Source organism: Candidimonas nitroreducens (genome assembly GCF_002209565.1).
GTDB lineage: Bacteria > Pseudomonadota > Gammaproteobacteria > Burkholderiales > Burkholderiaceae_B > Candidimonas > Candidimonas nitroreducens.
In genome coordinates this window covers 126,556-152,293 of the sequence record NZ_NJIH01000006.1, presented here as the reverse complement: position 1 = coordinate 152,293, position 25,738 = coordinate 126,556, and the positions used below count along the sequence as shown (strand labels likewise).

Below are 25,738 nucleotides of genomic sequence, written 5' to 3'. Positions count from 1 at the left end.
TAATCAATTGATTTATATTGGATTATTTTAGGAAAAGAGATGAGAAATCAGCGTGCTGCACGGCTTTTGTGCCTCTGGCATGGTGTATTTCGGCCACTAAATTCTGCAATGCAGAACAATAAAGAAGAAATTTGAGCCATAATTGATGCCCAAGCCCAAGCCCAAGCCCAAGCAGAGGCCAGGCAGAGGCCAGGCAGAGGCCAAGGCCCGACATGGGTTTTCGGCCTACGTTACAGCGGAACTCCCAATTGAATACAGCCCCTACCTCCTCGCACGGCAACACCAAGGAAGACCGCCACTTCGTCACGGCGCTGGCGCGCGGCCTGGAGGTGCTGGCGTGTTTTCGCTCCGGTGGCCGGATGCTGGGCAACCAGGAGATCGCGCGGCGCTGCAAGCTGCCCAAGTCCACGGTTTCGCGGCTGACGTATACGCTGACCAAGCTGGGGTATCTGGTGCAGGATCAGGCCGATGGCAGGTATCGGCTGGGCATAGCCACCATGTCCCTGGGCGTGGGCATGTTGGCCAGGCTCGATGTGCGCGAACTGGCGCGCCCCCTGATGCAGGAACTGGCCGACTTCGCCCAGGCCTATGTGGCGCTGGGCGTGCGCGACCGGCTGTCCATGCTGTATATAGAAAACTGCCGCAGCCAGACGGGCCTGACGCCAAGCATGGAAGTGGGCACGCGCATTCCCATTGTCACTTCGTCCATGGGGCGCGCCTATCTGGCCCTGGCCGGCGAGTCCGAGCGCCAGGAAATCATCGAACGGCTCAGCGAGCTGGACGCCTGGTCCGAGGCGCAGATCCGCGCCGGCATCCAGCAGTCCATTACCGATTATCGAACCCTGGGCTGCACCTGTTCGTTCGGCGATTGGCAGAAGAACGTCAATGCGATCGCGGCGGGTTTCAGGCCCGGGCCGGGCCAGCCCATTATGGTCATGACCTGTGGCGCTCCGGCCTCCGCGGCCAGCCGCGAATTCCTGTTGACCGAAGTGCGCCCGCGCCTGCTGGATGCGCTGGGCCGTATGCAGCGCATGTTGGAGCACTGATCGGGCGCCGGCCTTGTGCTGCCCAGCGGATTGCAGGCTGGCGCCGGAACGGCGGGCTGCGGTATATATAAACGTATAAACGGCGTTTTATAAAAGGCGTTTACGCCAGCCTTGCCGGGCGGCGCCAAACCGGTGAGGATAATATGCGGTCGGTGTCCGGTCAGGCCTCGTCCGCCGATTCGCGCTTGTGCCGCAATAGCGCCATAAGCCGTTGGTCGCGCCACAGCCGGCGCTGCAGCAGCTCGGTGCTGGGCAGCAGTTCGCGCCGCTGGCGTTCGAGTTCCGCGATCAGCTCGGGGCTCCAGGCTTCGGTGTCGATCTGTTCCTCGGAGATCGAGCGGAACATGCCGCCGTAGCGCGCGCAATATTCTGTCAGGCCCTGCGGAGCGTTGAGGTCTATGGTTTCAAAGGGGCCCATGAACGACCAGCGCAGGCCCAGGCCGTCCTTTACCGTGGCGTCCAGGTCTTCGGCGCTGACATAGCCATTCTGCACCAGCCTGAAGGCTTCGCGCAGCAGCGCGCCCTGCAGGCGATTGAGCACGAAGCCTTCCAGCTCTTTGTGGACGGTCACGGGTTTCTGCCCGATCTGCTGCATGACCGAGCGGGCCTTTTCCATGGACGCCGCGTCCGTCCACGGCGCACCGCACAGTTCCACCACCGGCACCAGATAGGGCGGGTTGACGGGGTGCGCCACCAGACAGCGCCCGCGGCCGGGCAGGTCTTCGGTAAAGGCCGAGGCGGGAATACTGGACGTAGAGCTGGCCAGCACCGTCTGCGGCGCGGCCAGTTCGTCGAGCTTGCGGAAGATATCTTTCTTGACGTCCAGCACTTCCGGCAGGTTTTCCTGGACATAGTCGGCGCCCTGCAGCGCCTGGGCAAGCTCGCTGCAGCGGGTGATGCGCGCGGTCGCGGCCGGCGCGTCGTCCAGCAGGTGTTCGGCCTGCAGCTGCGCGATCTGGCGTGCAATCAGGCCGGAAGCCCGTTCCAGGGCGGCGGCATCGCCGTCCCATAGCCTGACATTGCAGCCTCCGCGGGCGAAGACGATGGCCCATGCCTGGCCTATCAAGCCGGTGCCGATTATTGCGATGTTCATATTTCAGCCTCTTCCTTCCTGGTTCAACAACACTTATTTTTATTCAAGAGCGGAGGCGCCCATGCCAGCTCCGGGTGTCCGCAAAGGCGCGTTGTGCGTTCGATGGGTTTTTCTGCCGTAAGATCGATCACACTGCATTGCGCTGGCGCTCGCGCAGGCGCTCCTGGGAAGATCATACCCCGGCAGCCGTAGCGGTTGCCGGGCAGGGGCGTGTCGTTGGCTTTCTGTGCTGCGGGAAGCTGTGGGCCGGCCCGGAATCAAGCGCTTTTTGCGGCAAAGGCGGCGCGCATTTCGTCCATGGACGCACCGGCGCCCAACAGAGCGCAAAGCATCAGCCGGGCCTTGATGGCAGAGAGCGTGCCGGCGAAGATCACGCCGGCCTGTTCGAGTGTGGCGCCGCCGCTGTCAGCCCCGTAAATCGCCGCGGTGCGGCCCTCGGCGCAGCGCGACGCAACGACCACCGGCACGCTGCGCTCGACCAGCCGGGCTGCTATCGACGCATAGCCTTGCGGCGCGTTGCCGCGCCCGAAGGCTTCCAGCACCACTCCGCGTATGTCGTGAGCGGCGCACCATTCCAGATAGTGCGGCCGGGCTCCCAGACTCAGTTTGATGAGTTCCACACGCTCTTCCAGCCCTGCGTCGGCCAGCACCAGGCGTTCCGCCGGCCTGCGATACAGGTGCAAGGCGCCACGATCCACTTCGCCCAGCTTGCCCAGGCCGGCCGAACGGAAAGTGTCGACCCGCGAAGTATGGGTTTTGCTGGCGTCGCGTGCCGCATGCACGTCGCCTTCGAACAGGATCATGGCACCCAGGCCGCGCGCCTGCTCGGCGGCGGCCACTGTGAGTGCGTCCGCGATATTGCGCGGCCCGTCGGTATCGGCTTCGCCGGCATGGCGCTGCGCACCGGTGAACACCACGGGCTTGTCGCTGTCGATCAGCAGGTCGGCCAGAAAGGCGGTTTCTTCCATCGTGTCGGTGCCGTGGGTAACAACCACGCCGGCGCAGCCGGGTATGGCCAGCGCTGCGCGGATGCGAGCCACCAGGCTGTGCACGGTTGGCAGATCCAGGGCGTAGCTGCCGAGTGCGCGGAAGTCTTCCACCACTACTTCCAGGCCGGCCGGCAGATCATGCAGCGAATCGAGCAAGGCCTGTCCGGCCACGGCGGCCACGACGGGGCCGCCTTCCGAGACACTGCGTGAGGCGATCGTGCCGCCCGTGGTGATCAGGGTGATGTGTGTCATGCCTTTGTATCCTTGTCGAGCAACAGAATGTGGTGCGCCGCGCGTGCGTAGGCTGCGTACGTAAGCTTCATGCCATGCATGCGAGCCTGCGCCGTGGTAGGCCGGGGTTCCGCCTGCTTGCTGCCGTGCGCAGGCTTGTGGCCTGAATATCGCAGGCCCGCCGCCCGAATATCATAGAGCCAGCCGGGCGCCGCCTGTGATGTGCGGGGGCGCGGCAGTGCCGTTTACTTCCCGCAATATGCCGAAATATCTGCAGGCGATTGCCGGGGTTTGAGCATGTTATTCCTGGGTCATGAGCCGGGCGGCGCGCAGCCGGCCGCGGCCCGCTCTTCATTCAACTTCTGCTTCGGGAGGACGATGATCGACAAGCGCGACAGTACGGCGCTGGATCTTGCGCGGGTTTGCGCATGTTTCATGGTGGTGATCCTGCACGTCGCCGCCGTGGACTTCCATGTGTTCGATGACAGGTGGTGGGCCAGCAATTTCTATGATTCGGCGTGCCGTGCCTGTGTGCCGGTGTTCCTGATGATCTCGGGCGCTTTGTTGCTGGACAGGCGCGAGGCCTTGCCTGTGTTCGTCAAGAAGCGCTTCCTGCGTGTGGTGCCGCCGCTGCTGTTCTGGTCTTTGTTCTACATGGCATGGAACGACTGGCAGGGGCGGCATTACGGCTCGTGGCAACAGTGGCTGGCGGATCTGGCGAGCGGGCCGGTGGTATTCCACCTCTGGTATCTGTACGCGGTGCTGGGTATTTATTTGTTCGTACCTTTTCTGCGCGCGATCTGGCATGCGTCGCAGGCGCTTGAAAAGAAGGCTTATCTGGCCTTGTGGGCCCTGGTGTCGGCCTGGCCTACGCTGCGCGCAGCCTGGGGCGTGGATGCCGACGTGCTGGGCACCTACAGCCTGGGCGCATTTTTTGGCTTGAGCGGGTACTTGTTCCTGGGGGCCTGGCTGCACGAGGCATACCGGAACGTACGCAACGAGCCCCGCTACCTGGCGTGCAACGCGGCGCTGTTCGCGCTGCTGTCGCTGGCCATCATGGCCGCGACTTATCTGCGCTCGCGCCAGACCGGTGGCCCCGATCCGCTGTTCTACGACTATCTGTCGCCGCTGGTGATGGCGGCGTCGGCCTGCGCCTTCAATACGCTGTATGGCCTGGGCATGCGTGCCCGGCGCTATGCCCGGTGGCTGCGGCAGATTTCCGCGTGCACCCTGGGGGTGTATTGCGTGCACATCTTCGTGCTGCGCCGTTTCGAGTCGGCCACCGGCTTGCCGAGCGCGGGGGTTTCGCCGTGGTGGGCCATACCTTTTACGGCCGCGTGCGTGTTCGCGGCGGCGCTGGCCGCGGTGATGTTGTTGCGCAGGGCGCGGGTCTTCCGCATGGTGACCTGACGGCGCCGGGCTTGGGATTCAGCGGCGGCGCGGCTTGGCGCTGGTCAGTTCGCGCACTCGCTTGGCGTAGGCCTGAACGTGGCGCTGCATGCGGCGCTCGGCTGTGTCTGCATCGCGGGCGGCGATGGCCTGCAGTATGCGCTCGTGGGCCTGGATGACGGTGCTGCGTATTTCGGTGGGCGCCATGTCCTTGATGCCGGTGGCTTCGCGGATAAGCTGCGAGATCGACACCGTGAACGTATGCAGCAGCTCGTTGTGGCTGGCCTGGGCCAGGGCGCAGTGCCATTGCACGTTCTCGTCGAGGTAGGTGGGCACGTCGTCGTAGGCGGCCTCGATGCGGCGTGAAATTTCGCGCAGCCGCTGCAGATCTTCCTCGGTGTGGTTCAGCGCTGCCAGCCGGGCCAGCGAGGGTTCCAGCGCTTCGCGCGCCTGTACGATGGATTCCAGAGGGATGCCGCGCACGCGCGCATACAGATTGATCTGGTTCGACACCATGGCGCCGGAAGGGCGCGTGACGGTGGAGCCGCCGTAGCGCCCGGAACGCGTCTTGATCAGCCCTTCGGCCTCCAGGATGCGCAGGCCTTCCCTGACCGAGCCGCGGCTCAGCCCGGTCTGCTGCACCAAGTCGCGTTCGGGGGGCAGCATGGCGCCGTCGGCGATCGCTCCGCCCAGAATCTGCTCGCGCAGCTTGTTGGCCAGCATGTCGCAGGACTTCGGAACCTCGATGATGTCCAGCCGGGCAGTGCCGGACGCGGGGGGGGGCGAACTCATGGCACTAAGGTTCGGAAACTTGTATATGTATGTATTCTATGTATATGCAGTCTACCATGAAATATACAAATTAATAATTGTTTGACCATTGACTGGAAAGACCATTTTGGGTAAGCTTGCCGGAGAATTGCGACAAAATTGAAGAGCAAAGCAGCATCGGCGCGCCGGCATGCGGTCGCGGTGTGCCCGGTACACTGCTGCAAGCCGGTTCCGTATATTCGCGGGGCCGGCGGCATATAGCCGGAGACATCGATGAAACAAGCCAAGAAGGTAATCATCACCTGCGCCGTGACGGGATCCATACACACGCCCTCCATGTCGCCGTACCTGCCCATCACGCCCGAAGAAATCGCCAAGGACGCGGTGGCCGCGGCGCGCGCCGGCGCTTCCATGCTGCACCTGCATGCGCGCGACCCGCAGACCGGCCTGCCGCGGCAAGATCCCAAGCTGTTTGCCGAGTTCCTGCCGCGCATCAAAGAGCAGTCCGATGCCATCCTGAACATCACCACCGGGGGCGGCCTGGGCATGACGCTGGACGAACGCCTGGCGCCGGCCAAGTGGGCGCAGCCCGAGGTCGCGTCGATGAACATGGGTTCGTTCAACTTCAATATCTCGGGCGCGGGCGCGCGCATCGAGAAATTCAAGTTCGACTGGGAAAAGCCCTACCTGGAAATGACGCGCGACTTCATTCTGTCGAACACTTTCGCGCAGATCGAGCGCGGCGTGTCGGAACTCTCGGCCATGGGCACGCGCTTCGAGTTCGAATGCTACGACGTCGGCCACTTGTACAACGTCGCGCATTTCGCCGACCGTGGGCTGATCAAGCCGCCATTTTTCCTGCAGTGCATCTTCGGCATACTGGGCGGCATCGGCGCGCACCAGGAAAACCTGCTGCACATGCGCGCCATTGCCGACAAGCTGTTCGGCGACGACTACTATCTCTCGGTGCTGGCGGCCGGCAAGCATCAGCTGCCCTTCGTCACCATGAGCGCGCTGCTGGGCGGCAATGTCCGCGTCGGCCTGGAAGACAGCCTGTACGCGGGCAAGGGCCGGCTGGCGCAGTCCAACGCCGAGCAGGTGGCCATCATCCGCGAGATCCTGGAGCGCCTTTCGCTGGAAATCGCCACGCCGGCCGAGGCGCGCGCCATGATCCAGACCAAAGGCGGCGACCAGGTGGCTTTCTGATCCACCGCACCGCGCGCGAAACCAGACCAAGCGGAACAAGACAATCCCGGAGACTTGAATGGCCGGCCTGTATTTCGAGCAGTTCCACGTCGGGCAGATTTTCGACCATGCCATCAGGCGCACGGTTACCGAGGCGGACAATGTCTTTTTCACGGCGCTGACGCACAATCCGGCCGCACTGCACCTGGACGAGGAATACTGCCGCGAACATACCGAGTTCGGGCAGCGCCTCGTCAACAGCGCCTTCACGCTGGGGCTGATCGTGGGCATATCGGTGGGCGACACCACCCTGGGTACCACGGTGGCCAACTTGGGTTGGGACGAGGTGCGCTTTCCCGCGCCGGTGTTCCATGGCGACACCCTCAGGGTACAGAGCGAAGTGGTGTCGCTGCGCGAAAGCCGTTCGCGGCCTTCCCAAGGCATCGTGGTGTTCGAGCACCGCGGCTACAACCAGCGCGGTACCCTGGTGGCTACCTGCAAGCGCAGTGCGCTGATGCTGAAGACGCCCTAACGAGGATGGCAGTTGCGGCCACCCCCGAGGGTGAAAGAGGCTTCTTTCACATTAAGGATGGGCGTTGCCCGCGGCTGGCAAAATGTGCGCGTGGCCCGCGCGGGCCACGAATCCTGAGGCAGTGTTTGTGGCCACCGCCGTGGCGGCGGCCGCTGTGCGTCATTGGGGCGGGATGCCGGCTTCCTTCACCTTCTGGCCCCATACGGCCAGCTGCCGGGCCACGAAGGGCCCGAACTGCCCGGCGGGCGCAGGGGTCGGCTCGGCGCCGAGATGATTCAGGCGCTCGCGCATGTCGGCCGATGAAACGATCTTGACGATCTCGCTGCTGAGCCGTTGCACGACGGGCTGCGGCATGTGCGCCGGCCCGAATATGCCCACCCAGGCCGCCAGGTCGAAGCCGGGCTGGCCGATGGCGCTGGCGATGGTCGGCAGCGCCGGGGCGAGGCTGCTGCGCTGGCTGGTGGTGACGCCCAGCAGCTTCAGCTTGCCCGACTTGATATAGCTGCCGGCCGAGGCCAGGTCGGCGAACATGAACGAGGCGCGCCCGCCTATTACGTCGGTCATGGCCTGCGGCGAACTCTTGTAGGGCACTGGCGTGGCGTGCAGGCCGGTGGCCTTGTCGAATGCCGCGGCCGATATCTGGCCGGTGCTGTTGCCGTAGGCATAGCTCAGGTTCGAGGCGTGCTTGCGCCCATATGCCAGCAGCTCTTTGACATTGTTGACGGGCAGCTTGCCGCTGACGGCCAGCACGAAGGGAAAGTTGCAGATCTGGGCGATCGGCGTGAAGTCCTTGATCGGGTCGTAGTGCAGTGTCTTGAATAGATAGGGGTTGGCCGAGTGCGTGGTGTTGGTCGCCAGCATGATCGTGTAGCCGTCGGGGGCGGACTTCGCCACGTAGTTGGCGGCGATCTGCCCCGAGGCGCCGGCCTTGTTTTCGACCACCACAGGCTGGCCCAGCGCGGCCTGCAGGCGTTCGGCGATCAGGCGCGCGACGATGTCGCTGGCGCTGCCGGCGGCAAAGGCGGTGATGAAGCGTATGTCTTTCTCGGGATAGGCCGCACTGGCGGCGGTGCCGGCGATGCCCATTGCGAGCGCGCAAGACATTACCAGCAATTTCCTGCGTAGCGGTTTCTTCATTTCGGATCTCCTCCGGTTTGGGCTGCAGCCTGTGCAACGGCTGCTATAGTGGGTCGTGTGCTGCGTGGGGTTGTGCTGCCTTTACGGTTCGTGCTGCCGGGTTTGCAAACAGCCTGTTCGTGCGTGGCCGCGGCGCGGGGCGTGGCCAGGGCCGCATCAGGCCGGGCCGCCCGAGGCGGAGCCGGCCTGCGCCAGAATCTGCATGGCCCGCTTCAGGTGCGGGCGGTCGAGCATTTCGCCGTCGAGCTGCAGCGTGCCTGTGCCCGGGGCCTGCTCGAAGGCCTGCACGATGCGCCGGGCGTACTCGAGTTCGGCTGCGTCCGGCGTGAAGGCCTCGTTGATGGCGGCAACCTGGTCGGGATGGATGGCTATCTTTCCCGAGAACCCGGCCTTGCGCGCCTGCGCCGCTTCCCTGCGCAGGCCGGCGTCGTCCCGGAAGTTGCCGCAGATGGTGTCGATGGCGCGCACCCCCGCGGCATGCGCGCCCAGCAGGCACAGCGAGCGCGCCAGCCTGTAGGTGAAGTCGTACTCGCCGTCTTCCTGGCGGTTGGTGGCCGCGCCCAGCGCGGAGGCCAGGTCTTCCGCGCCCCAGGTCAGGCCTTGCAGCCGCGGGCTGCTGTGCTTGTAGCCGCCCAGGGCGAAGAGCGCATCCGGAACCTCGGTGGCAACGGGAATGATGCCCACCGAGCCGCACGCCACGCCGTCGCGCGCCTCGAGCGCGTCGAGATAGCCGGCCAGTGCCACTGTGGCCGCGGGCCCCGCCACCTTGGGCAGCAGGATGCCATCGGGCGCACCGCGCACTATCGCTGCGAGGTCGTCCAGCGCCAGGCCGGAGTCCAGCGGATTGATGCGCACCCAGAGGGCCTGGCGGCGTTCGGGCCGCGCCTGCATGTACTGGCGCACCATCTCCCGCGCCTGCGGCAGCCGGCTGGGCTCGACGGCGTCTTCCAGGTCTAGCACCAGGGCGTCGGCGCTCGTGGATTCAGCCTTGGCGAGCTTGCGTTCGCTATCGCCGGGTACGAATAGCAGGGATCGGAATGCCTGGTGGGTCATGCTGTTTGCCTCGCCGATGTGTGTTTTCTGATGAGTGCGCAGTTGATTTATGTAGATACTTAGTATCAATTTCCCCGGAATGCCGGAGGCCGCTTCTCGGTAAAGGCGCGCGAGCCCTCTTGTATGTCTTCACTTTCCTGCAGCAGGCGCAGGAACAGCTGTTCCAGGCGCAGGCCGGTGGCCAGGTCGGCATCGCGGCTGCGTATCGCCAGTTCTTTGGCTGCCTGTACCGCCAGTGGTGCATTGGCCGCCAGGCGCAGCGCGTATTGCTGCGCCGTGTCCAGCAGCTGCTCGCGGGGCACCACACGGTTGACCAGGCCCCAGCGCCCGGCGGTCTGGGCATCGAAGTTGTCGCCCAGCAGCAGGATTTCCATGGCGATGGCATGGGGCAGTTGCTGGCAGATGCGTTGCGTGCCGCCGTTGGCGGGAAACGCGCCGCGCCGTACTTCGGACAGGCCGAATTGCGCGTCCTGCGTGCAGACCCGGATGTCGGTGGCCAGCAGCAGGGTCATGCCGCCGCCCAGGCAGTAGCCGTTGACGGCGGCCACGATGGGCTTCCAGACTTCCAGGCCGCGGTTCAGCAACTGCGATTGCTGGGTGCGTGCGATCTGCGCCAACGGCGGCGCGTCGGCCAGGAAGCTCTTGATGTCGGCGCCGGCGCAGAAGGCCCGGTCGCCCGCGCCGGTGATAATGGCCACGCGGATGGCGTCGTCGTCGCGCACGGTGCGCCAGGCGTCGGACAGCAGGTCGTAGTGCTGCCGGTCGAGCGCGTTGCGCCGTTCGGGGCGGTTGATGGTAATGGTGGCAATGCCGTGGCCGTCTACAGAGAAGTCGATGCTCACGCGGATTCCTTGCTGCCTATGGCGGTGGATATGCGGGCGACACCTGTGCACCGCATTGACGTAGAGAAGAATAGTTAATATTATCGCTTTAGTCAACGGTTAGACCATTAAAATCAGACGAACAGGAAAATGCGAGGCGACGATCACATGAACACCCTGGACGGGATACGAGTAGTCGATTTTTCCAAAGTGCTGGCCGGCCCCCTGTGCACTCAGTATCTGGCGGACATGGGTGCCGAGGTCGTGAAGGTGGAGACCGTCAACGGCGACGATACGCGCCGCTGGCCGCCCTTCCGGGATGGCGAGGGCACCGTCTTTCTCAGCGCCAACCGCAACAAGCGCAGTCTGGCGCTGGATCTCAAGCACGAGCGCGGACGCGAAGTGGTGCGGCGCCTGATCGCCGACGCGGACGTGGTGGTGGAAAGCTACGGGCCGGGCGTCGCGCAGCGCCTGGGCATAGATTACGAGGCCGTGCGCGAGCTGAACCCGGCCTTGGTGTACTGCAGCATTTCGGGCTTCGGCCGGCAGGGGCCCATGAAAGACGCCAAGGGCTACGACGTGATCCTGCAGGCTTTCAGCGGCATGATGGCCACCACCGGCGAGCCCGACGGCTCCGCTGCGCGCAGCCCCTATTCGCCGATCGACCAGGCTACCGGCATGCATGCCGCCATAGGCATCTTGTCGGCGCTCATCCGCCGCATGCGCGGCGGCGAGGGCGGGCTGGTCGAGGCCTGCCTGTTTGATACCTCGCTGGGCTTTCTGGCCTACATGTCGCAGAGCTACTGGCAGCGCGGCACCGAGCCGCAGCGCTGGGGCTCGGCCCACGAGTCGCTGTGCCCTTACCAGGCCTTCGACGCAAGCGACAAACCCTTTCTGCTGGGCATTGCCAACGACGCCCTGTGGCAGGCGTTCTGCCGCGTGGCCGAAGCCCCGGCCCTGGCCGCCGATGTGCGCTATGCTGTCAATGCCGACCGGGTATCGCATCGCGCCGAAGTGCTGCAGGCGGTGCAGGCGATACTGGCGCGGCGCAGCCGCGACGAGTGGCTGGAGCTGCTGCGTGGCGCGGGCGTGCCCTGCGCCCCCATCCAGACTGTGGGCGAAATGCTGGCGCATCCACATACCCGCGAATGCGGCATGCTGCAGACTTGCACGGCGCAGGACGGCCAGCCGCTGAGCATGGTTGCCCAGCCCCTGCGCTTCGATGGCCGGCGCAATGACATACGCCGGCCGCCGCCGCGCCTGGGCGAACACAGCCGCGAGATACTTGCCGGCCTGGGCTATGACGGCGGCGAGATCGAGGCGCTGCTGCAGGCGGGTACGATACAGGCGCCGCGGCACGCCGGCGGCGCGCCCGCTACAGACAGGAAATGAACACCATGGACTTTGACCTGACATCGGATCAGCTCGCCATCCGCGCCGCCATCGAGGACGTGTGCCGCGCCTTCGATGATGAATACTGGCGCAGGAAGGATGCGGCCGGGGGTTTTCCCGAGGATTTCTATGCCGCTGTAGCCGGCGCCGGCTGGCTCGGCATTGCCATGCCGGTGGAATATGGCGGGGCGGGACTGGGCATTTCCGAAGCGGCGCTGATGATGGAAACCATCTCGGCCTCGGGCGCGGGCATGTCGGGCGCCTCGGCCGTGCACATGAACGTCTTCGGCCTGCATCCCGTGGTGGTGCACGGCACGCCGGAACAGAAGGCGCGCTGGCTGCCTCCCATCATCAGCGGCCAGAACAAGGCCTGCTTCGGTGTCACCGAGCCCAATACCGGGCTCAACACGCTCAAGCTCAAGACTCGCGCGGTGAAGCAGGGCGACCGCTATGTGGTGCACGGCCAGAAGATCTGGATCTCCACGGCGCAGGTGGCGCACAAGATCCTGCTGCTGGCGCGCACCACGCCCCTGGAAGAAGTCGCCAAGCCGACGCATGGGCTGAGCCTGTTCTATACCGGCCTGGATCGCAGCCGCATAGAGGTGCGCGAAATCGAGAAGCTGGGCCGCAAGGCAGTGGACTCGAACCAGCTGTTCATCGACGGCCTGGAAATCCCGGCTGGCGATTTGATCGGCGAGGAAGGCCGCGGCTTCGAATACATATTGCACGGCATGAACCCCGAGCGCGTGCTGCTGGCGGCCGAGGCTGTGGGACTGGGGCGCGCGGCGCTGCGCAAGGCGGCCGCTTATGCGGGCGAGCGCATCGTGTTCGACCGCCCCATAGGCAAGAACCAGGGGGTGCAGCATCCTCTGGCCGAGCGCTGGGTCGAGCTGGAGGCGGCCACGCTGCTGTACCAGAAAGCGGCGTGGCTGTACGATCAGGGCCGGCCCTGCGGGGCCGAGGCCAACGCCGCCAAATTCCTGTGCGCGGAAGCGGGCTTTCACGCCTGCGAGACGGCGGTGCTTACCCATGGCGGCATGGGCTATGCCAAGGAATACGACGTCGAGCGCTACTTGCGAGAATCCATGCTGCCGCGCATCGCGCCGATTTCGCCGCAGCTGATCCTGTGCTTCATTGCCGAGAAGGTGCTGGGCCTGCCCAAATCATACTGAGCCCGGCTCCGGCAAAACGATGATCTTGCCGACGGTCGCTCCTGACTCCTGCGCCTCGTGGGCCTGGACGATCTGCTCCAGGCTGTAGCGCGCCGCGACGTGGTGGCGCAGCTGGCGCTTCTGCAAGGCCTCGGTAACCGCCGCGATGGCGCGCTCGTGGGCGGCGCGATCCATGACATACACCAGCACGTAGCGCACGGTGGCGTTCAGCGCCAGCAGCCGTCCGAAGGGCACGGCGGGCGCAGGTACCTGGTCGGAGGCATAAGAAGCGATCACGCCGTTGGGCTTGAGCACCTTCAGGCTGGTTTCCAGATTGGCGCCGAAGGCCACGTCGACGATGCGATCGATGGCGCGCCCATCGAGCACGCCGCTGATTTCGGCAATACGCCCGGTTACGTCCTGGTCGAGACGGAAGATGACGTGGTGCGCGCCGGCCTCCCGGGCCGCCTGTGCCTGTTCTTCGGTGCGCACTGTGGCGTACACCGTGGCGCCGCCCAGCCGGGCGAACTGGATGGCATAGTTGCCGACCGCGCCGGCGCCGCCGGTTACCAGCACGTGCTTGCCCGCGACCGGGCCGTCGGCCGTGACGCAGTAGTGCGCGGTCAGTGTGGGCACGCCCAGGCAGGCGCCTTCTTCGAACGAGACGTGATCGGGCAGTGCCACGGCGTTGCGCGAGGGCAGCGCCACGTATTCGGCGGCGCAGCCCTCGGCGCGGCCGAGCTGCGCCTCGTAGATCCAGACGCGCTGGCCGATTCTGGCGCCGTCCACTTCCGATCCCACCGAAACGATGACGCCGGCACCGTCCTGGTGCGGGATGACCCGCGCATAGGTGTTGGGGCGCGAGCCCCGGCCGCTGCGCGACTTGACGTCCGAAGGGTTCAGGCCGCTGGCGTGCAGGTGCACCAGCACCTCGTCCGGCCCCGGCTCGGGCCTGGGCAGCTCGCCGACATGCAGCACATCGCGCGCCGCGCCCCTGCCTTCGTACCACGCGGCCTTCATGGTCGCCGCCGGCGCCTTGCCCTGGTTTGCAGTCATTGCTTGTTCCCCCGTGTCGTGATGACGGATTCAGGCCGCTTGCGTTGCCCGCAGGGCGCGGCCTATGTCCGCCTTGAGATCTTCGATATGTTCCACACCCACCGACATGCGCACGAAATTGGGCTCTATGCCGGCGGCCTGCATCTGCGCCTCGGTCATGGTGCCGGCCCACATGGCGGCGGTGTGCACCGCCAGGGTTTCGACCCCGCCCAGGCTGACCGCGTGCGTGGCCAGCCGCAGCGAGGCGACGAATGAGCTGGTGGCGTCGAAGCCGCCCCTGATGGAAAAGGCGATGACGGCGCCGAAGCCCTTCATCTGCCGCAGCGCCAGCGCATGCTGCGGGTGGCTGGGCAGGCCCGGGTAGTGCACCCGCTCGACCTGCGGCTGTTGCTCCAGCCAGGCGGCCAGGGCCAGTGCATTGGCGTTGATGCGTTCCATGCGCAGCGGCAGGGTGCGCAGCCCGCGCAGCAGCAGCCAGGCGTCCATGGGCGAGAGCACCGCGCCCAGCGTGACGTGCATCTTCCAGATCAGCTCGGCGTGTTCTTCCGAGCAGCAGACGGCGCCGGCGGTGATGTCGTGGTGTCCGCCGAAGTATTTGGTGGCGCTGTGCACGACAATGTCTATACCCAGCTCGTGGGGCTTCTGGTTTAGCGGCGAGGCGAAGGTATTGTCGGCGATGGTAAGAATGCCGCGTGCCGCCGCCAGCTTGGCCACGGCCGCCAGGTCGGTCAGCGACAGGGTCGGGTTGGCGGGCGTTTCCAGCATGACCAGGCGCGTTTCGGGCCGCAGCGCCGCAGCGATGGCCGCGGTGTCGGTCTGTTCGACGATGCTGACTTCCACGCCGAAGCGCGGCAGCACTTCCTCGAACAGCTTGGTCGTGCTCATGTAGTGGCGCTGCTGGGCGACGACGTGGTCGCCCTTGGACACCAGGGCCAGCACCGTGGTGCTGATCGCCCCCATGCCCGAGGCCATCAGCAGCGCGGTCTCGGTGCCTTCGAGTTCGGCCAGTATGGCCTCGACGCGCTTGTACACCGGATTGCCGTAGCGGGTGTACAGGCCGGTGGGGCGCGTTGCGTTGGCCATGGCGGCGAAGGCTTGCGGCGAGTCGGCCCGGAACGTGGCGCTGTAATGGATCGGGGCTACTACCGCGGCATCTTGGGCCAGCGCCGCATCGCCGTGCAGGGCGATGGTCTCGTCGTGCCAGTCGGTGGGCTGTGTATCAGGGGCGGGTGGTGTTGCGGCTGTCATGCGGGGCTCCAGGATCTATGCGCGGCGCGGTGGTGAACCATGGCCGGGCGGCGGCCCTGTCATCATACGCCTGCCTGAACACGGGCTGCCGCCCTCGGCCGCCTGTCTTGCTTACAGGTACGGGCTGGCCAGCCAGATGATCTTGTTGCGCAGCCGCTTGCGGAAGGGCAGCGCGGCCAGCTCGGCCAGCGAGCAGGGGTCGGCGCGTTCGATCTCGCTGTCTATCATCAGTTCGATCTGCGCCGCCAGCTCGTGGCTGTAGACCTCGATGTCGAGCTCGAAATTCAGGCGCAGGCTGCGCGGATCCATGTTCGACGAGCCGACGTAAGACCAGCCGCCGTCTATGGTGATCAGCTTGGAATGGTTGAAATTGCCGCTGGCGCGCCATACTCGGCAGCCGTTGCGGATGATCTGGTCGAGCTGCGCCGTCATGGCGTAGTCGACCAGCCGCAGATTGTTGTGCCCGGGTATCACCACGTCGACCTGTATGCCGCGCCGGGCGGCGGTGTTCAAGGCGCCCAGCAGTATCTGGTCGGGCAGGAAGTAGGGCGACTGGATGCGGATGTGCCGCTGCGCCACGGCGAAGGCGCCCAGCAGCATATTGTGCGTGCTGTTGATGAAGCGGTCGGGGCCCGAGCGTACGCAGCGCGCCGGCACCGATGGCTGCGGCACGTTTTTCAATTCGTCGCTGCACCATACGGCGTAAGGCAGCGTTTCGTGGGTGGTGAATTCCCAGTCGTGGGCGAATACCGAGGTCAGCTGCAGCACCACCGGGCCCTCGACCTGGAAGTGCGTGTCCGAGGCCACGTTGCGTCCGGCCAGCGCCGAGACGAAGCCTTCGCGGATGTTCATGCCACCGGTGAAGCCGTGGCGGCCGTCGACGATCAGGATCTTGCGGTGGCTGCGCAAATTGGCGTAGGGCATCTTCATGCCCAGGGGGTTGGTCATGAACAGGGCAGCGGTAATGCCCTTCTTGCGCAGCAGCCGGATGATGGGGGGGCGCGAATATTTGGAGCCCACCGCGTCGATCAGCACGCGGATTTCCACGCCGCGGGCGTGCGCCTCGGCCAGCGCATCGACGAATTCACGGCCGCTGCGGTCGTCGTCGAAGATGTATGTTTGCAGCCCGATGGTGCGGCGTGCGGCGCGTATGGCCCGCAGCATCGCAGGGTAGGCCTCGTCGCCGCCGTTGAGGATGCGGATGTGGTTGTCGTCGAGTAGCGGGAAGCCGCTGATCCGGTCGCCCAGGGTGCGCATCGACATGAATTGCGTGCCGGAGTCTTCCGCCACGTCGGCGACCGGGATGGCCTTCTGGTTGGTGTAGTCCTTCAGCGAGCTGTCGCGCTGCTGGGATATGCGGTCGCGACGCACGCGGTTGATGCCGGCCACCAGGTACAGCAGGGGGCCGAAGATCGGCGACATCAGGATCACGCCCACCCAGGCGATGGCGGCCCGCACGTCGCTCTTGTTCATGGCCGCGTGGATCGCGGCGGCTGCCCCCGATACCACGCTGATCACGAAAACCACATGCGGCCAATGCCGTACGATCAGGTCGTGCAGTGTATACAGGTGCGTCGAGGTCATGGCTGCGCGTCAATGGGCAGTGGCGGGATTCGGCAACGGCCTGCCGCGGCCCGGCGGCTTGTCGCGGCGCCCGAGATGCGCAGCCACGACAAGGTATAGGGCGGCAAGTGCGGCTAGTATATATAGAAAGCGGCCGGAAAGCCGGCCGGAGCGGCCCGGCATGGCAGGCCGTAGAAACAATAAAGCCGGCGCAAGGCCGGCTTTGCTTCAATGCTTGTATATTTGTTTCTGTTTCCGTGCACGGGAATGCGCATAAGCCCGCACGTGCATGGAAAGCTGTGTATTCCTGGGGTGACCGATGGGGCTCGAACCCACGACAACCGGAATCACAATCCGGGACTCTACCAACTGAGCTACGGTCACCACTGCCCTAGTGCGCCATGCCCGGACTGCCGGGGGCTGCGCCAAAGAGATCGTGATTCTAGCATGTTCTGTGGGCAGGCCCTAATTCATGCCCGCCAGCGCTATGGATTCGATGCGTTGGAAGTCGAGTCTTTGCAGCGCCGTACGCACCGCCTCGTAGTAATCCGCGTGCTGGTGGCCGGATTCCGCTTCCGAATGGCGCTGCAGCCAGTCCTCGATATCGCTCAGGCCGCCGGCGCGCGCCAGCCGGGCCAGGTCTTCGCGAACTTCCAGCGGCGGCATGCTGGCCTTGTCCCGCGCGCGTGCCGTCTGGGCCGACGCGCTGGGCTGCTGGAACGCCTGGCGCAGGGCATTGGGAGCCACGTTTGCGCGCGACAAGCGCTTGACCGGCAGTGCGAAGCTGAAGCGGCTGCCGGCGCCGGGCCGGCTCTCCAGCCGTAGGTCGCCGCCCAGGTTCTTGACGATGCTGCGGGCAATGTACAGGCCCAGCCCGGCGCTGCCGGGCCGCGCCTCGGCCTGTACGAAGGCCTCGAACACCGAGGGCTGCAGCTGCGGATCTATGCCGGGCCCGGAGTCTGCCACGGTGAATTCCAGTGTTGCCTCGTCCTGGCCTTCGCTGGCTCTTACCGTCAGGCTGATGAGCCCGCCGCGGGTGAATTTGGCGGCGTTCGAGATCAGGTTGAGCAGCACCTGCTGCAGGCGCCGCGTGTCGGTCGATACCCGGGCCGGCAGCGCATTTTCCGCCAACAGTTCGAAACGATTGTCATGCTGCAGGCTGAGTACATAGGCCTGCTGTGCCACGTCTTCCAGCAGCCCGGCCAGCTCTACGGGCGCGCGCTGGATGTCGAGCGGTTTGAGTTCGTGCGTGGCGAATTCCAGTATCTCGTCTATGAGCGTCAATTGATAGCTGGCGCTGCGCTCGATGGCGCGCAGGTGCTCGGCTTGTTCGGGGGTACCAGTCTCGCGCAGCAGGCGCGTATAGCCGACGATGCTTGCCAGCGGCGCGCGCAGATCGTGGCCTATGTAGCTGAGGGTCTCGGCTTCGTGCTTGCCGGCGGCGCCGGCCTGCGCGACGGACAACTGGCGCCCGCGATCGTGGCACATCAGCATGAACATCGATGAGCCGATCACCGGCAGCAGGACAGTGACCAGTGGCGTGAGCCGGTTCATGAAGTTGGTGTCGTCGGTGACGTCGAAGGAGGGGGCCAGAACCGACAGGCCGAAGTAGACCGCCCGCAGTATGCAGAAGGCGGCCACGATGGCGCTCAGGGCCATCAGCACCAGCCGGGCCGCCGTCGCGTCTTCGCCGGCGTGCCGCTTCAGGGTGACGCAGCTGCCTACCAGGATGTAGATCCAGGTCAGGGTGGAGATGAAGATGCGCGTCTTGGGGCTGGGCAGCCAGGCGCTGAACACCAGGATGCCCAGCGTGGCCACGCCCACCGCCACCAGCAGCGCCTTGTCATTCGGCGCTTGGCCGTAGAGACGGCGCAGCGCGCGCCAGTAGCAGGCCAGGCCCGACATCAGTAGCGCGTTGGATGCCAGCAGCAGTACGACCGTGGGCAGATGGGCATGGGCCAGCAGCGTCAGGCAGCCCGCCGCCAGGTACAACAGCCCGGCCTGCCATGCGTCCGCCGCGGGGCGCACAGCGGCCAGCAGCCGGCGTCGCACCAGGGCAAGTGCACAGCTGTTGGCCAGGATCATCATCGTGGCCAGGACGATAGCGGTTTGCGGATCCATTAGGCGCAGCGCGTTGCGGGCGGCCGGAGGCGCTCCGCAATCTTATGTCCCCCGTCAGATATATTTGATTTGCAACTGATTATTATAGACGTGAGATAGTGGAATCCGGCCGGAAGGCCGCGGCCTGCGGGCAAACCCGATGCGGAACCTCGCAGCACTGGAACGCTCCAATAATGATGTTAGGATACGTTCCATGGCACAATTTTTCGTAGTTCACCCCGACAATCCCCAGTCGCGCCTGTTGCGTCAGGCGGGTCAGTTGCTGGCCGATGGCGGCCTGGTGGCGGTGCCTACCGATTCCAGCTATGCCGTGCTGGCCCGTCTCGACGACAAGGCGGCCGCCGATGCGCTGCGGCGCCTGCGCGGGCTGGACGACCGCCACCACCTGACCCTGCTATGCCGCGACCTGGCCGAAATCGGCCATTTCGCCAGGGTCGACAACCGCCAGTACCGCCTGCTCAAGCTGGCCACGCCGGGCCCCTGGACCTTCATCCTCGAAGCCACGCGCGAAGTGCCGCGGCGCGTGTCGCACCCCTCGCGCAAGACCATAGGCATACGGGTGCCCGACAACAAGGTGACCCTGGGCCTGATCGAGCAGGCCGGCTCGCCGCTGATGTCCACCACGCTGATCCCCGAGGGCGAGGACGAACCCCTTAACGACGCCGAGCAGATCCGAGAGCGCTACGGCAACCAGCTGGCGGCGATCATCGACAGCGGGGCGTGCCCGCTCATGCCGACCACGGTCATCGATCTTACCGGCGCGGCGCCCCAGGTGGTGCGCCGCGGGCAGGGGAATCTGGCGGCCCTGGGCCTGGACTGAACTTTCTCATCGAATTTTTCTCATATACCGACGGCGCCGATATCGGCCGCCGCCGCGCACCGGGAATTCATGGACTCTCTCATTCAGACCATCACGGTTTACGCTCTGCCCATGCTGTTCGGCATTACGCTGCACGAGGCCGCGCACGGCTACGTGGCGCGCTTGTTCGGCGACCCGACAGCCTATCTGGCCGGGCGCATCAGCGTGAACCCGGTGCGCCACATCGACCCGATCGGCACCATCGTGGTGCCGCTGGTGCTGTTGTTCAGCTCCAAACTGCTGGGCGGTGGCGGGCTGCTGTTCGGCTGGGCCAAGCCCGTGCCGGTCGATTGGGGGCGGCTGCGCAACCCCAAGCGCGACATGTTGTGGGTGGCGCTGGCGGGCCCGGCGTCGAACTTGGTCATGGCGGTCATATGGGCCCTGGGCCTGCGCCTGCTGGCCGAGTCCGGCGCTACACAGGACAACTTCTGGGTGCAGATGACCATAGCCGGCATACAGATCAATCTGGTGCTGATGGCCTTGAATCTATTCCCTCTGCCGCCGCTGGACGGGGGACGGATCGTCTTCAGCCTGCTGCCCGGCCGCATGGCCTGGCAGTATTCCCGCATCGAGCCCTACGGCATGCTGATCATCATCCTGCTGATGATCACCGGCGCCTTGTGGGCCTTTTTGCAGCCCCTGCTGGCGCTCGGCCAGGCCGTCATCCGCTGGTTCCTATAAGTTTTGGCGTGAACAGGCCCTAATCCGGTAAACTTGCACGTTAGGTTCAATTTGACGGTGTTTTGACGGTGCGCGCCCCTGCTGGCGGCCCGAGGAGATGGTTCCCATCATGGCAAGTACGGATACGGCAATTCCACGCTTTCAGGGCAGTATGGTGGCCCTGGTAACCCCCATGCACCCGGACGGCAGTCTGGATCTGGATGCCTATCGCAAACTCATAGACTGGCATGCTGAGCAGGGCACCGACGCGCTGGTGGTGGTGGGCACCTCGGGCGAGTCGCCCACGGTCGACATGGACGAGCATGCGGAACTGATCCGCATTGCGGTCGAGCACGCCGCCGGGCGCCTGCCGGTAATTGCCGGCACCGGCGCCAACTCCACGGCCGAGGCCATACACCTGGCGCGGCATTCCCAGGCGGTGGGCGCGCAGGCGGGCCTGTCGGTGGTGCCTTACTACAACAAGCCCAGCCAGGAAGGGCTGTACCAGCATTTCCGTGCGGTGGCCGAGGCCACCGAACTGCCCTGCATCATGTACAACGTGCCGGGCCGCACTTCGGCCGACATCTCCAACGAAACCATACTGCGCCTGGCGCAGGTACCGGGCATCATCGGCATCAAAGACGCCACGGGCAATATCGCGCGCGGCGCGCTGCTGCTGCGCGATGCCCCCGCCGACTTCCAGGTGTTCAGCGGCGACGATGCCACTGCCGCCGCGCTCATGCTGCTGGGCGGGCGCGGTAATATTTCGGTCACGGCCAATGTGGCGCCGCGCCTGATGCACGAACTGTGCATGGCGGCCATCAACGGCGACGTGCCCAAGGCGCGCGAACTCAATGCGCGGCTGGCGCATTTGAACCAAGTATTGTTTGTCGAGTCCAACCCCATTCCAGTGAAATGGGCCGTGGCCGAAATGGGGCTCACGGAACTCGGCTACCGGCTGCCGCTAACCTCCTTAAGCGAGCAGTATCACGCGCTGCTGCGCACCTCCTTGAAAGAAGTGGGCCTGATCTGAACATGATGAATATGCGCATGAAACAACGCTACGCCGTTGGCATGACCATGGCCGCCGGCCTGCTGGTTTTGTCTGGCTGCGCCCAGATCAAGAAGGTCGTGGGCAACGAAGAGTCCGTCAACTACAAAAGCACGGTGGCGGGGCAGCCCCTGAGCATCCCGCCCGATCTCACCCAGGCCAATGAAGACGCCCACTACAAGGCGCCGGCCGGCACCACCACTTATAGCCAGTACCAGCAGAACCAAGAGGCGCAAAAGGCGCTGGGCCCCAGCGACAAGATCCTGCCCGCCACCAACGGCGTGCAGGTCATGCGCGACGGCGACCTGCGCTGGCTGGAAATCGACCAGCCCGCCCAGAACGTATATCCCAAGGTTGTCGATTTCTGGGGCCACGAAGGCTTCACCATCCGTTCGCAGGATCCGAAGGCCGGCCTGATCCAGACCGACTGGGCCGAAAACCGCGCCAAGATCCCAGAAAGCTGGATCCGCAGCGCGTTGGGCAGCATTATCGACCAGGTCTACGACAGCGGCGAGCGCGACCGCTTCCGCACCCGCATCGAGCGCGTCAACGGCAAGACCGAGGTCTACATCAGCCACGAGCACATGGTCGAAACCCCGACGGCGGACGGCGCGGCCTTCAAATGGGTGTACGGCAAAGAAGACCAGGGCCTGAATGCAGCCATGCTGGCTCGTCTGATGGTTTTCATGGGCACCGACGTGAAGCAGGCGCGTACCCTGGTGGCCCAGGCCGAGAAAGACCCGAGCCAGCCGACCGTGACCCAGGCGCCGACCGGCCAGGCCGAAGTCAAGCTCAACGAATCATTCGATCGCGCCTGGCGCCGGGTGGGCGTGGCCATCGATGCGGCCGGCTTCTCGGTCGTCGACCGCGACCGTTCCAGCGGCGACTATTTCATCCGTTATCTCGATACGGACACCGGCCGCAAGCTCGAGGAAAGCAATTTCCTGACGCGCATGTTCGGCGCCAAGGACACTACCGAGGCCGCCAGCTACCGTATCCACGTGGCGCAGGAAGGGGCCGGGTCTACGGTCACGGTGCTCGACAAGAACGGCCAGCGCGACAACAGCCCGACCGCGCAGCGCATTGTCACGGTGCTGGGCAATCACATGAAATAAGGCGGCACAAGCGCAGTCCGTGCAAGCAAACGGGCCGGGGTAATCCCGGCCCGTTTGCGTTGGTGCTGCAAGCCTGTGTCATTCCATTTCTAAACACAAAGTGCGCGATTGATTTGAAATGGAATCAGGCGGCGCGCGCCAGTGCCGCGGTATTGCCTTCTATCAAGGTGCCGTACCAGTGCAGCCGTGGCGCCATGGCCGCGACTTCGCCCACCAGCAGCAGCGCAGGGGCCTGGATGGCATGGGCCTGGGCCAGTTCCACCAATTCGTCCAGCTTGCCGCAAAGCACGCGTTGTTGGCTGCGTGTGCCGTTTTCGACCAGGGCGAAGGGGGTGTCGGCCTTGCGGCCTTGCTGCAGCAGGCGCGTGCGCAGCCCGGGCAGCTGGCTTACGCCCATATAGAAGGCCTGTGTCTGGCCCCGGCCTGCCGGTGCATGCCAGGCCGCGGCGTCGCCGCGCGCGCTGGCGTGCGCGGTCGCCAGGGTAACGGAATGCGCATGGTCGCGGTGCGTCAGCGGTATGCCCGCGTAGGCCGCGCAGGCCAATGCCGCCGTGATGCCGGGCACCACCTCGTAGGCAACGCCATGGGCGCGCAGGAATTCCAGTTCTTCGCCGCCGCGGCCGAAGACAAAGGCGTCGCCGCCCTTCAGGCGCACCACGCAGGCGCCGGTACGGGCGTGCTCGAGCATTGTTTCGTGGATGCGCCGCTGGGTGGCCTCGTGGTCTTCGCCCGGAGTCTTGCCCACCGAAATACGCAGCGCGTCGCGCCGGCCCAGCGCCAGCACTTCCTCGCTGGCCAGTCGGTCGTGCAGAATCACGTCGGCCTGGTTCAAGGCGCGCAGGGCCTTCAGTGTGAGCAGGCCCGGGTCGCCCGGGCCCGCGCCCACCAGTATCACCTTGCCCGGCACCGCCGGCTGATGCCGTTCCAGCTGCCGCTGCAGCTCGTGCTCGGCCTGCGCGGCGTGCCGGCTGCGCAGTGCGGCTGCCACCGGGCCGTCGAGCAGCCAGTCGTAGAATTCGCGCCGGCTGCGCAGGCTGGGGCGCTGGCGCCGTATCGCGGCGCGATACTTGCCGGCCAGGGTGGCCAAGGGCCCCAGGGAATGATCGAGCAGGGTCTCGAGGCGCTCGCGCACGCGCCGCGCCAGTACCGGGGCGGTGCCGCCGGACGAGATGGCGATTACCAGCGGCGATCGATCCACCACCGAAGGCACCTGGAAGCTCGACAGCTCGGCATCGTCGACCACGTTGGCGAAGATGCGGCGTGCTTCGGCCGCGCCGGCCACCGCGCGGTTGACGGCCTGATCCTGCGTGGCGGCGATGGCCAGCCATGCGCCGTCCAGCCATGCGGGCTCGAACGGCCCGCGCTGCAGCTGTACTGCGCCGTGCGCGGCCATTTTCTCCAGCTCTTCGGTAAAAGCCGTGGCGCCCACCAGCACGTCGGCGCCGGCCGCGGCCAGGCTCTGCGCCTTGCGCTGGGCGACGATACCGCCACCCACCACCAGCACGCGCCGGCCGCGCAGCTGCGTGAACAGGGGAAAGAGGTTCACGATATCGTTTCCAGCACGATGGGCACCAGGTTCTGCGTGGGGGGGGGTATGACCTCGGTGCGAATCAGGAAGTCGCCGAATTTCTCGTCGGGCTGGCGGCCGGCGGCATAGGCGGCGAACAGCTCGTCGAGGCAGGACAGAATTTCCGGCTCGGCTACGTTCTCGCGGTACAGGGTATTGAGCCGCTGGCCGATGAAGTCGGCGGCCAGCCGCAGGTCGTAACGGCCCACCGCGCGCCCGACCAGGGTGATCTCGCCCAGGTAGGGCCGCGAACAGCCATTGGGGCAGCCCGACAGACGCAACAGTATCGGCGCGTCGCGCAGCCCGTGGCGTTCCAGCGAGGCTTCCAGCTTGGGCAGCAGCACCGGCAGGTAGCGTTCGCTTTCCGCCATGGCCAGCCCGCAGGTGGGCAGCGCCACACAGGCGATGGCGTGGCGGCGTATGCCGCTGTCGCGCAGGTAGTCGTCCAGCCCGTACTGCGCCGCCAGCTCGTCGATGCGCGCCCTGTCTTCGGCCGCGACATCGGCGATGACCAGGCTCTGGTTGCAGGTCAGGCGGAATTCGCCCTTGTGGATCTTGGCCAGCTCGCGCATGCCGGTTTGCGGGCGATAGTCGCCGTTGTCCAGCAGGCGCCCGGCCTCGATCGCCAGGCCCAGATGCCAGCGGCCGTCTTCGCCTTCGATCCAGCCGTAGCGGTCGCCGTTGTGTTCGAAACGATACGGCCGCAAGGGCTGCAGCTCGTAGCCCAGGCGGCTTTGCACCTCGTCCTTGAACCACTGCACACCGCGGCTGTCGATGGTGTACTTCAGGCGCGCGTGCTGGCGTTCGCTGCGGTTGCCGAAATCGCGCTGCACCTTGACGATGGTCTCGGCGACTTCGACGATGCGCTCGGGCTCGATGAAGCCGATCAGGCTGCCCAGGCGCGGATACGTGGTGCTGTCGCCGTGCGTGGCGCCCATGCCGCCGCCGGCCGCGATGTTGAAGCCCAGCAGCCGGCCGTCTTCGATAATGGCGATCAGGCCCAGATCCTGGGCGAACACGTCGATGTCATTGACGGGCGGGATGGCGATGCCGATCTTGAACTTGCGTGGCAGGTAGGTGCTGCCGTAGATCGGCTCTTCGTCGGGCTCGCCGCCCACGTCCTCGACCTTCTTGCCGTCGAGCCAGATTTCCGCATAGGCGCGGGTGCGCGGCAGGAAATGCGCGGACAGCTTTTCCGTCCATTCCTGCACGATGGCGTGCTGGCTGGAAAGCAGGGGGTTCACCGAGCTCACCACCTGGCGATTGACGTCGCCACAGGCGGCCAAGGTGGTGGCCATGGCGTCGTGGATGCCCTGCATGAATTTCTTCAGATTGCGCTTCTGCACGCCGTGCCACTGAAAGGTCTGGCGGGTGGTGATGCGCAGGCCGCGGGTAGCGAATTCCGTGGCGATGCGATCCAGCGCCAGCCACTGGGCAGGCTTGATCACACCGCCCGGCAGCCGGGCGCGGATCATGAAGCCGTAGGCCGGCTCGAGTTTGCGGCGGCGGCGCTCGTCGCGCACGTCGCGGTCGTCCTGCTGGTAGCTGCCGTGGAACTTCAGCAGCTTGGTGTCGGCTTCACTGATGGCGCCGGTTACCGGGTCTGCGAGTCCTTGCGCAATGGTGCCGCGCAGAAAATTGCTGTCCGCCTTGATGTGTTCGAGGTGGGAAAGATTACCGCTCATTGTGTTCCTGATTCAGTCGATAT

At 65.5% G+C, this 25,738-nt stretch carries 22 protein-coding genes and 1 tRNA gene; 10 read left to right on the top strand and 13 right to left on the bottom strand.

Going from position 1 to position 25,738, the window contains the following annotated elements; genetic code table 11:
* The first annotated feature begins 212 nt into the window (after positions 1 to 212).
* Positions 213 to 1,046: an IclR family transcriptional regulator gene (locus CEY11_RS10930; protein ID WP_088603432.1), complete on the top strand. Its 834-nt coding sequence runs from the start codon at positions 213 to 215 to the stop codon at positions 1,044 to 1,046.
* 160 nt (positions 1,047 to 1,206) lie between these two features.
* Here the strand turns inward: CEY11_RS10930 and CEY11_RS10925 are convergent, their stop codons facing one another.
* Together CEY11_RS10925 and CEY11_RS10920 are read right to left on the bottom strand one after the other, a co-directional pair.
* The gene (locus CEY11_RS10925) at positions 1,207 to 2,139 is read right to left on the bottom strand and encodes a 3-hydroxyacyl-CoA dehydrogenase (RefSeq protein WP_088603431.1); all 933 of its coding nucleotides are present in this window, start codon (positions 2,137 to 2,139) and stop codon (positions 1,207 to 1,209) included.
* 257 nt (positions 2,140 to 2,396) lie between these two features.
* Positions 2,397 to 3,380, bottom strand: a complete 984-nt coding sequence (locus CEY11_RS10920; protein ID WP_088603430.1) for an asparaginase — start codon at positions 3,378 to 3,380, stop codon at positions 2,397 to 2,399.
* Positions 3,381 to 3,656: 276 nt separating this feature from the next.
* Here CEY11_RS10920 and CEY11_RS10915 point away from each other — a divergent pair, with 276 nt between their 5' ends.
* A complete protein-coding gene (locus tag CEY11_RS10915; protein WP_088603429.1) occupies positions 3,657 to 4,769 on the top strand; it encodes an acyltransferase in 1,113 nt (370 codons plus the stop codon).
* 18 nt (positions 4,770 to 4,787) lie between these two features.
* On the opposite strand, the gene CEY11_RS10910 is transcribed toward CEY11_RS10915, so the two are convergent.
* Positions 4,788 to 5,540: a FadR/GntR family transcriptional regulator gene (locus CEY11_RS10910; protein WP_088603428.1), complete on the bottom strand. Its 753-nt coding sequence runs from the start codon at positions 5,538 to 5,540 to the stop codon at positions 4,788 to 4,790.
* A gap of 252 nt (positions 5,541 to 5,792) precedes the next feature.
* Between CEY11_RS10910 and CEY11_RS10905 the strand changes: the two genes are divergently transcribed.
* Entirely contained in the window at positions 5,793 to 6,725 is a 933-nt protein-coding gene (locus tag CEY11_RS10905; protein WP_088603427.1) for a BKACE family enzyme, read from the top strand.
* 58 nt (positions 6,726 to 6,783) lie between these two features.
* Complete coding sequence (locus CEY11_RS10900; protein WP_088603426.1) at positions 6,784 to 7,236, top strand: MaoC family dehydratase; 453 nt, start codon at positions 6,784 to 6,786, stop codon at positions 7,234 to 7,236.
* Between the two features lie 159 nt (positions 7,237 to 7,395).
* Here CEY11_RS10900 and CEY11_RS10895 read toward each other — a convergent pair whose 3' ends face one another.
* From CEY11_RS10895 to CEY11_RS10885, 3 genes are all read right to left on the bottom strand, one after another.
* Entirely contained in the window at positions 7,396 to 8,373 is a 978-nt protein-coding gene (locus CEY11_RS10895; protein ID WP_088603425.1) for a Bug family tripartite tricarboxylate transporter substrate binding protein, read from the bottom strand.
* A gap of 156 nt (positions 8,374 to 8,529) precedes the next feature.
* Complete coding sequence (locus CEY11_RS10890) at positions 8,530 to 9,426, bottom strand: HpcH/HpaI aldolase/citrate lyase family protein (protein WP_088603424.1); 897 nt, start codon at positions 9,424 to 9,426, stop codon at positions 8,530 to 8,532.
* Positions 9,427 to 9,491: 65 nt separating this feature from the next.
* The gene (locus CEY11_RS10885; protein ID WP_088603423.1) at positions 9,492 to 10,268 is read right to left on the bottom strand and encodes an enoyl-CoA hydratase/isomerase family protein; all 777 of its coding nucleotides are present in this window, start codon (positions 10,266 to 10,268) and stop codon (positions 9,492 to 9,494) included.
* A 147-nt stretch (positions 10,269 to 10,415) separates the two neighbouring features.
* Between CEY11_RS10885 and CEY11_RS10880 the strand changes: the two genes are divergently transcribed.
* The gene (locus CEY11_RS10880) at positions 10,416 to 11,639 is read left to right on the top strand and encodes a CaiB/BaiF CoA transferase family protein (protein WP_088603648.1); all 1,224 of its coding nucleotides are present in this window, start codon (positions 10,416 to 10,418) and stop codon (positions 11,637 to 11,639) included.
* A 5-nt stretch (positions 11,640 to 11,644) separates the two neighbouring features.
* Entirely contained in the window at positions 11,645 to 12,811 is a 1,167-nt protein-coding gene (locus CEY11_RS10875; protein WP_088603647.1) for an acyl-CoA dehydrogenase family protein, read from the top strand.
* On the opposite strand, the gene CEY11_RS10870 is transcribed toward CEY11_RS10875, so the two are convergent.
* The 5 genes from CEY11_RS10870 to CEY11_RS10850 all read right to left on the bottom strand — a co-directional run bounded on the left by CEY11_RS10870 (position 12,803) and on the right by CEY11_RS10850 (position 18,778).
* Positions 12,803 to 13,846 carry an NADPH:quinone reductase gene (locus CEY11_RS10870; RefSeq protein WP_233154831.1) on the bottom strand — a complete coding sequence of 348 codons (1,044 nt, stop codon included), beginning with the start codon at positions 13,844 to 13,846 and terminating at the stop codon, positions 12,803 to 12,805. The two genes, CEY11_RS10875 and CEY11_RS10870, sit on opposite strands and share 9 nt — an antisense overlap.
* A 30-nt stretch (positions 13,847 to 13,876) precedes the next feature.
* Positions 13,877 to 15,094, bottom strand: coding sequence for a trans-sulfuration enzyme family protein (locus tag CEY11_RS10865; protein WP_088603422.1), 1,218 nt, complete (start codon positions 15,092 to 15,094; stop codon positions 13,877 to 13,879).
* Between the two features lie 111 nt (positions 15,095 to 15,205).
* The gene (locus tag CEY11_RS10860; RefSeq protein ID WP_088603421.1) at positions 15,206 to 16,678 is read right to left on the bottom strand and encodes a phospholipase D-like domain-containing protein; all 1,473 of its coding nucleotides are present in this window, start codon (positions 16,676 to 16,678) and stop codon (positions 15,206 to 15,208) included.
* Positions 16,679 to 16,965: 287 nt separating this feature from the next.
* Positions 16,966 to 17,041, bottom strand: a tRNA-His gene (locus tag CEY11_RS10855).
* An 81-nt stretch (positions 17,042 to 17,122) separates the two neighbouring features.
* Complete coding sequence (locus tag CEY11_RS10850) at positions 17,123 to 18,778, bottom strand: sensor histidine kinase (RefSeq protein ID WP_088603420.1); 1,656 nt, start codon at positions 18,776 to 18,778, stop codon at positions 17,123 to 17,125.
* A 193-nt stretch (positions 18,779 to 18,971) separates the two neighbouring features.
* Here CEY11_RS10850 and CEY11_RS10845 point away from each other — a divergent pair, with 193 nt between their 5' ends.
* The 4 genes from CEY11_RS10845 (at position 18,972) to bamC (ending at position 22,463) form a co-directional block, all read left to right on the top strand.
* Entirely contained in the window at positions 18,972 to 19,598 is a 627-nt protein-coding gene (locus CEY11_RS10845) for an L-threonylcarbamoyladenylate synthase (protein ID WP_088603419.1), read from the top strand.
* A 69-nt stretch (positions 19,599 to 19,667) separates the two neighbouring features.
* Entirely contained in the window at positions 19,668 to 20,318 is a 651-nt protein-coding gene (locus CEY11_RS10840; protein WP_088603418.1) for a site-2 protease family protein, read from the top strand.
* Between the two features lie 109 nt (positions 20,319 to 20,427).
* Positions 20,428 to 21,330, top strand: coding sequence for a 4-hydroxy-tetrahydrodipicolinate synthase (gene dapA / locus CEY11_RS10835; protein ID WP_088603645.1), 903 nt, complete (start codon positions 20,428 to 20,430; stop codon positions 21,328 to 21,330).
* Between the two features lie 17 nt (positions 21,331 to 21,347).
* On the top strand, positions 21,348 to 22,463 hold the full coding sequence (bamC, locus tag CEY11_RS10830; RefSeq protein WP_198958882.1) for an outer membrane protein assembly factor BamC: 1,116 nt from the start codon (positions 21,348 to 21,350) through the stop codon (positions 22,461 to 22,463).
* Between the two features lie 124 nt (positions 22,464 to 22,587).
* Here bamC and cysG read toward each other — a convergent pair whose 3' ends face one another.
* Together cysG and cysI are read right to left on the bottom strand one after the other, a co-directional pair.
* A complete protein-coding gene (gene cysG, locus CEY11_RS10825) occupies positions 22,588 to 24,009 on the bottom strand; it encodes a siroheme synthase CysG (RefSeq protein ID WP_088603416.1) in 1,422 nt (473 codons plus the stop codon).
* The gene (gene cysI / locus CEY11_RS10820) at positions 24,006 to 25,715 is read right to left on the bottom strand and encodes an assimilatory sulfite reductase (NADPH) hemoprotein subunit (RefSeq protein ID WP_088603415.1); all 1,710 of its coding nucleotides are present in this window, start codon (positions 25,713 to 25,715) and stop codon (positions 24,006 to 24,008) included. Before cysI ends, cysG begins: the two co-directional genes overlap by 4 nt.
* Positions 25,716 to 25,738 lie beyond the last annotated feature (23 nt).

What these genes read in the sequence shown, in the direction of transcription:
- CEY11_RS10880 (WP_088603648.1), top strand. Translation starts at nt 10,416, where the DNA reads ATGAACACCCTGGACGGGATACGAGTAGTCGATTTTTCCAAAGTGCTG.
- CEY11_RS10870 (WP_233154831.1), bottom strand. Translation starts at nt 13,846, where the DNA reads ATGACTGCAAACCAGGGCAAGGCGCCGGCGGCGACCATGAAGGCCGCG.
- CEY11_RS10875 (WP_088603647.1), top strand. Translation starts at nt 11,645, where the DNA reads ATGGACTTTGACCTGACATCGGATCAGCTCGCCATCCGCGCCGCCATC.
- CEY11_RS10905 (WP_088603427.1), top strand. Translation starts at nt 5,793, where the DNA reads ATGAAACAAGCCAAGAAGGTAATCATCACCTGCGCCGTGACGGGATCC.
- CEY11_RS10915 (WP_088603429.1), top strand. Translation starts at nt 3,657, where the DNA reads ATGTTATTCCTGGGTCATGAGCCGGGCGGCGCGCAGCCGGCCGCGGCC.
- CEY11_RS10890 (WP_088603424.1), bottom strand. Translation starts at nt 9,426, where the DNA reads ATGACCCACCAGGCATTCCGATCCCTGCTATTCGTACCCGGCGATAGC.
- CEY11_RS10845 (WP_088603419.1), top strand. Translation starts at nt 18,972, where the DNA reads ATGGCACAATTTTTCGTAGTTCACCCCGACAATCCCCAGTCGCGCCTG.
- dapA (WP_088603645.1), top strand. Translation starts at nt 20,428, where the DNA reads ATGGCAAGTACGGATACGGCAATTCCACGCTTTCAGGGCAGTATGGTG.
- CEY11_RS10850 (WP_088603420.1), bottom strand. Translation starts at nt 18,778, where the DNA reads ATGGATCCGCAAACCGCTATCGTCCTGGCCACGATGATGATCCTGGCC.
- CEY11_RS10865 (WP_088603422.1), bottom strand. Translation starts at nt 15,094, where the DNA reads ATGACAGCCGCAACACCACCCGCCCCTGATACACAGCCCACCGACTGG.
- CEY11_RS10900 (WP_088603426.1), top strand. Translation starts at nt 6,784, where the DNA reads ATGGCCGGCCTGTATTTCGAGCAGTTCCACGTCGGGCAGATTTTCGAC.
- CEY11_RS10895 (WP_088603425.1), bottom strand. Translation starts at nt 8,373, where the DNA reads ATGAAGAAACCGCTACGCAGGAAATTGCTGGTAATGTCTTGCGCGCTC.
- CEY11_RS10860 (WP_088603421.1), bottom strand. Translation starts at nt 16,678, where the DNA reads ATGACCTCGACGCACCTGTATACACTGCACGACCTGATCGTACGGCAT.
- cysI (WP_088603415.1), bottom strand. Translation starts at nt 25,715, where the DNA reads ATGAGCGGTAATCTTTCCCACCTCGAACACATCAAGGCGGACAGCAAT.
- CEY11_RS10930 (WP_088603432.1), top strand. Translation starts at nt 213, where the DNA reads ATGGGTTTTCGGCCTACGTTACAGCGGAACTCCCAATTGAATACAGCC.
- CEY11_RS10910 (WP_088603428.1), bottom strand. Translation starts at nt 5,540, where the DNA reads ATGAGTTCGCCCCCCCCCGCGTCCGGCACTGCCCGGCTGGACATCATC.
- bamC (WP_198958882.1), top strand. Translation starts at nt 21,348, where the DNA reads ATGAAACAACGCTACGCCGTTGGCATGACCATGGCCGCCGGCCTGCTG.
- CEY11_RS10920 (WP_088603430.1), bottom strand. Translation starts at nt 3,380, where the DNA reads ATGACACACATCACCCTGATCACCACGGGCGGCACGATCGCCTCACGC.
- CEY11_RS10925 (WP_088603431.1), bottom strand. Translation starts at nt 2,139, where the DNA reads ATGAACATCGCAATAATCGGCACCGGCTTGATAGGCCAGGCATGGGCC.
- CEY11_RS10840 (WP_088603418.1), top strand. Translation starts at nt 19,668, where the DNA reads ATGGACTCTCTCATTCAGACCATCACGGTTTACGCTCTGCCCATGCTG.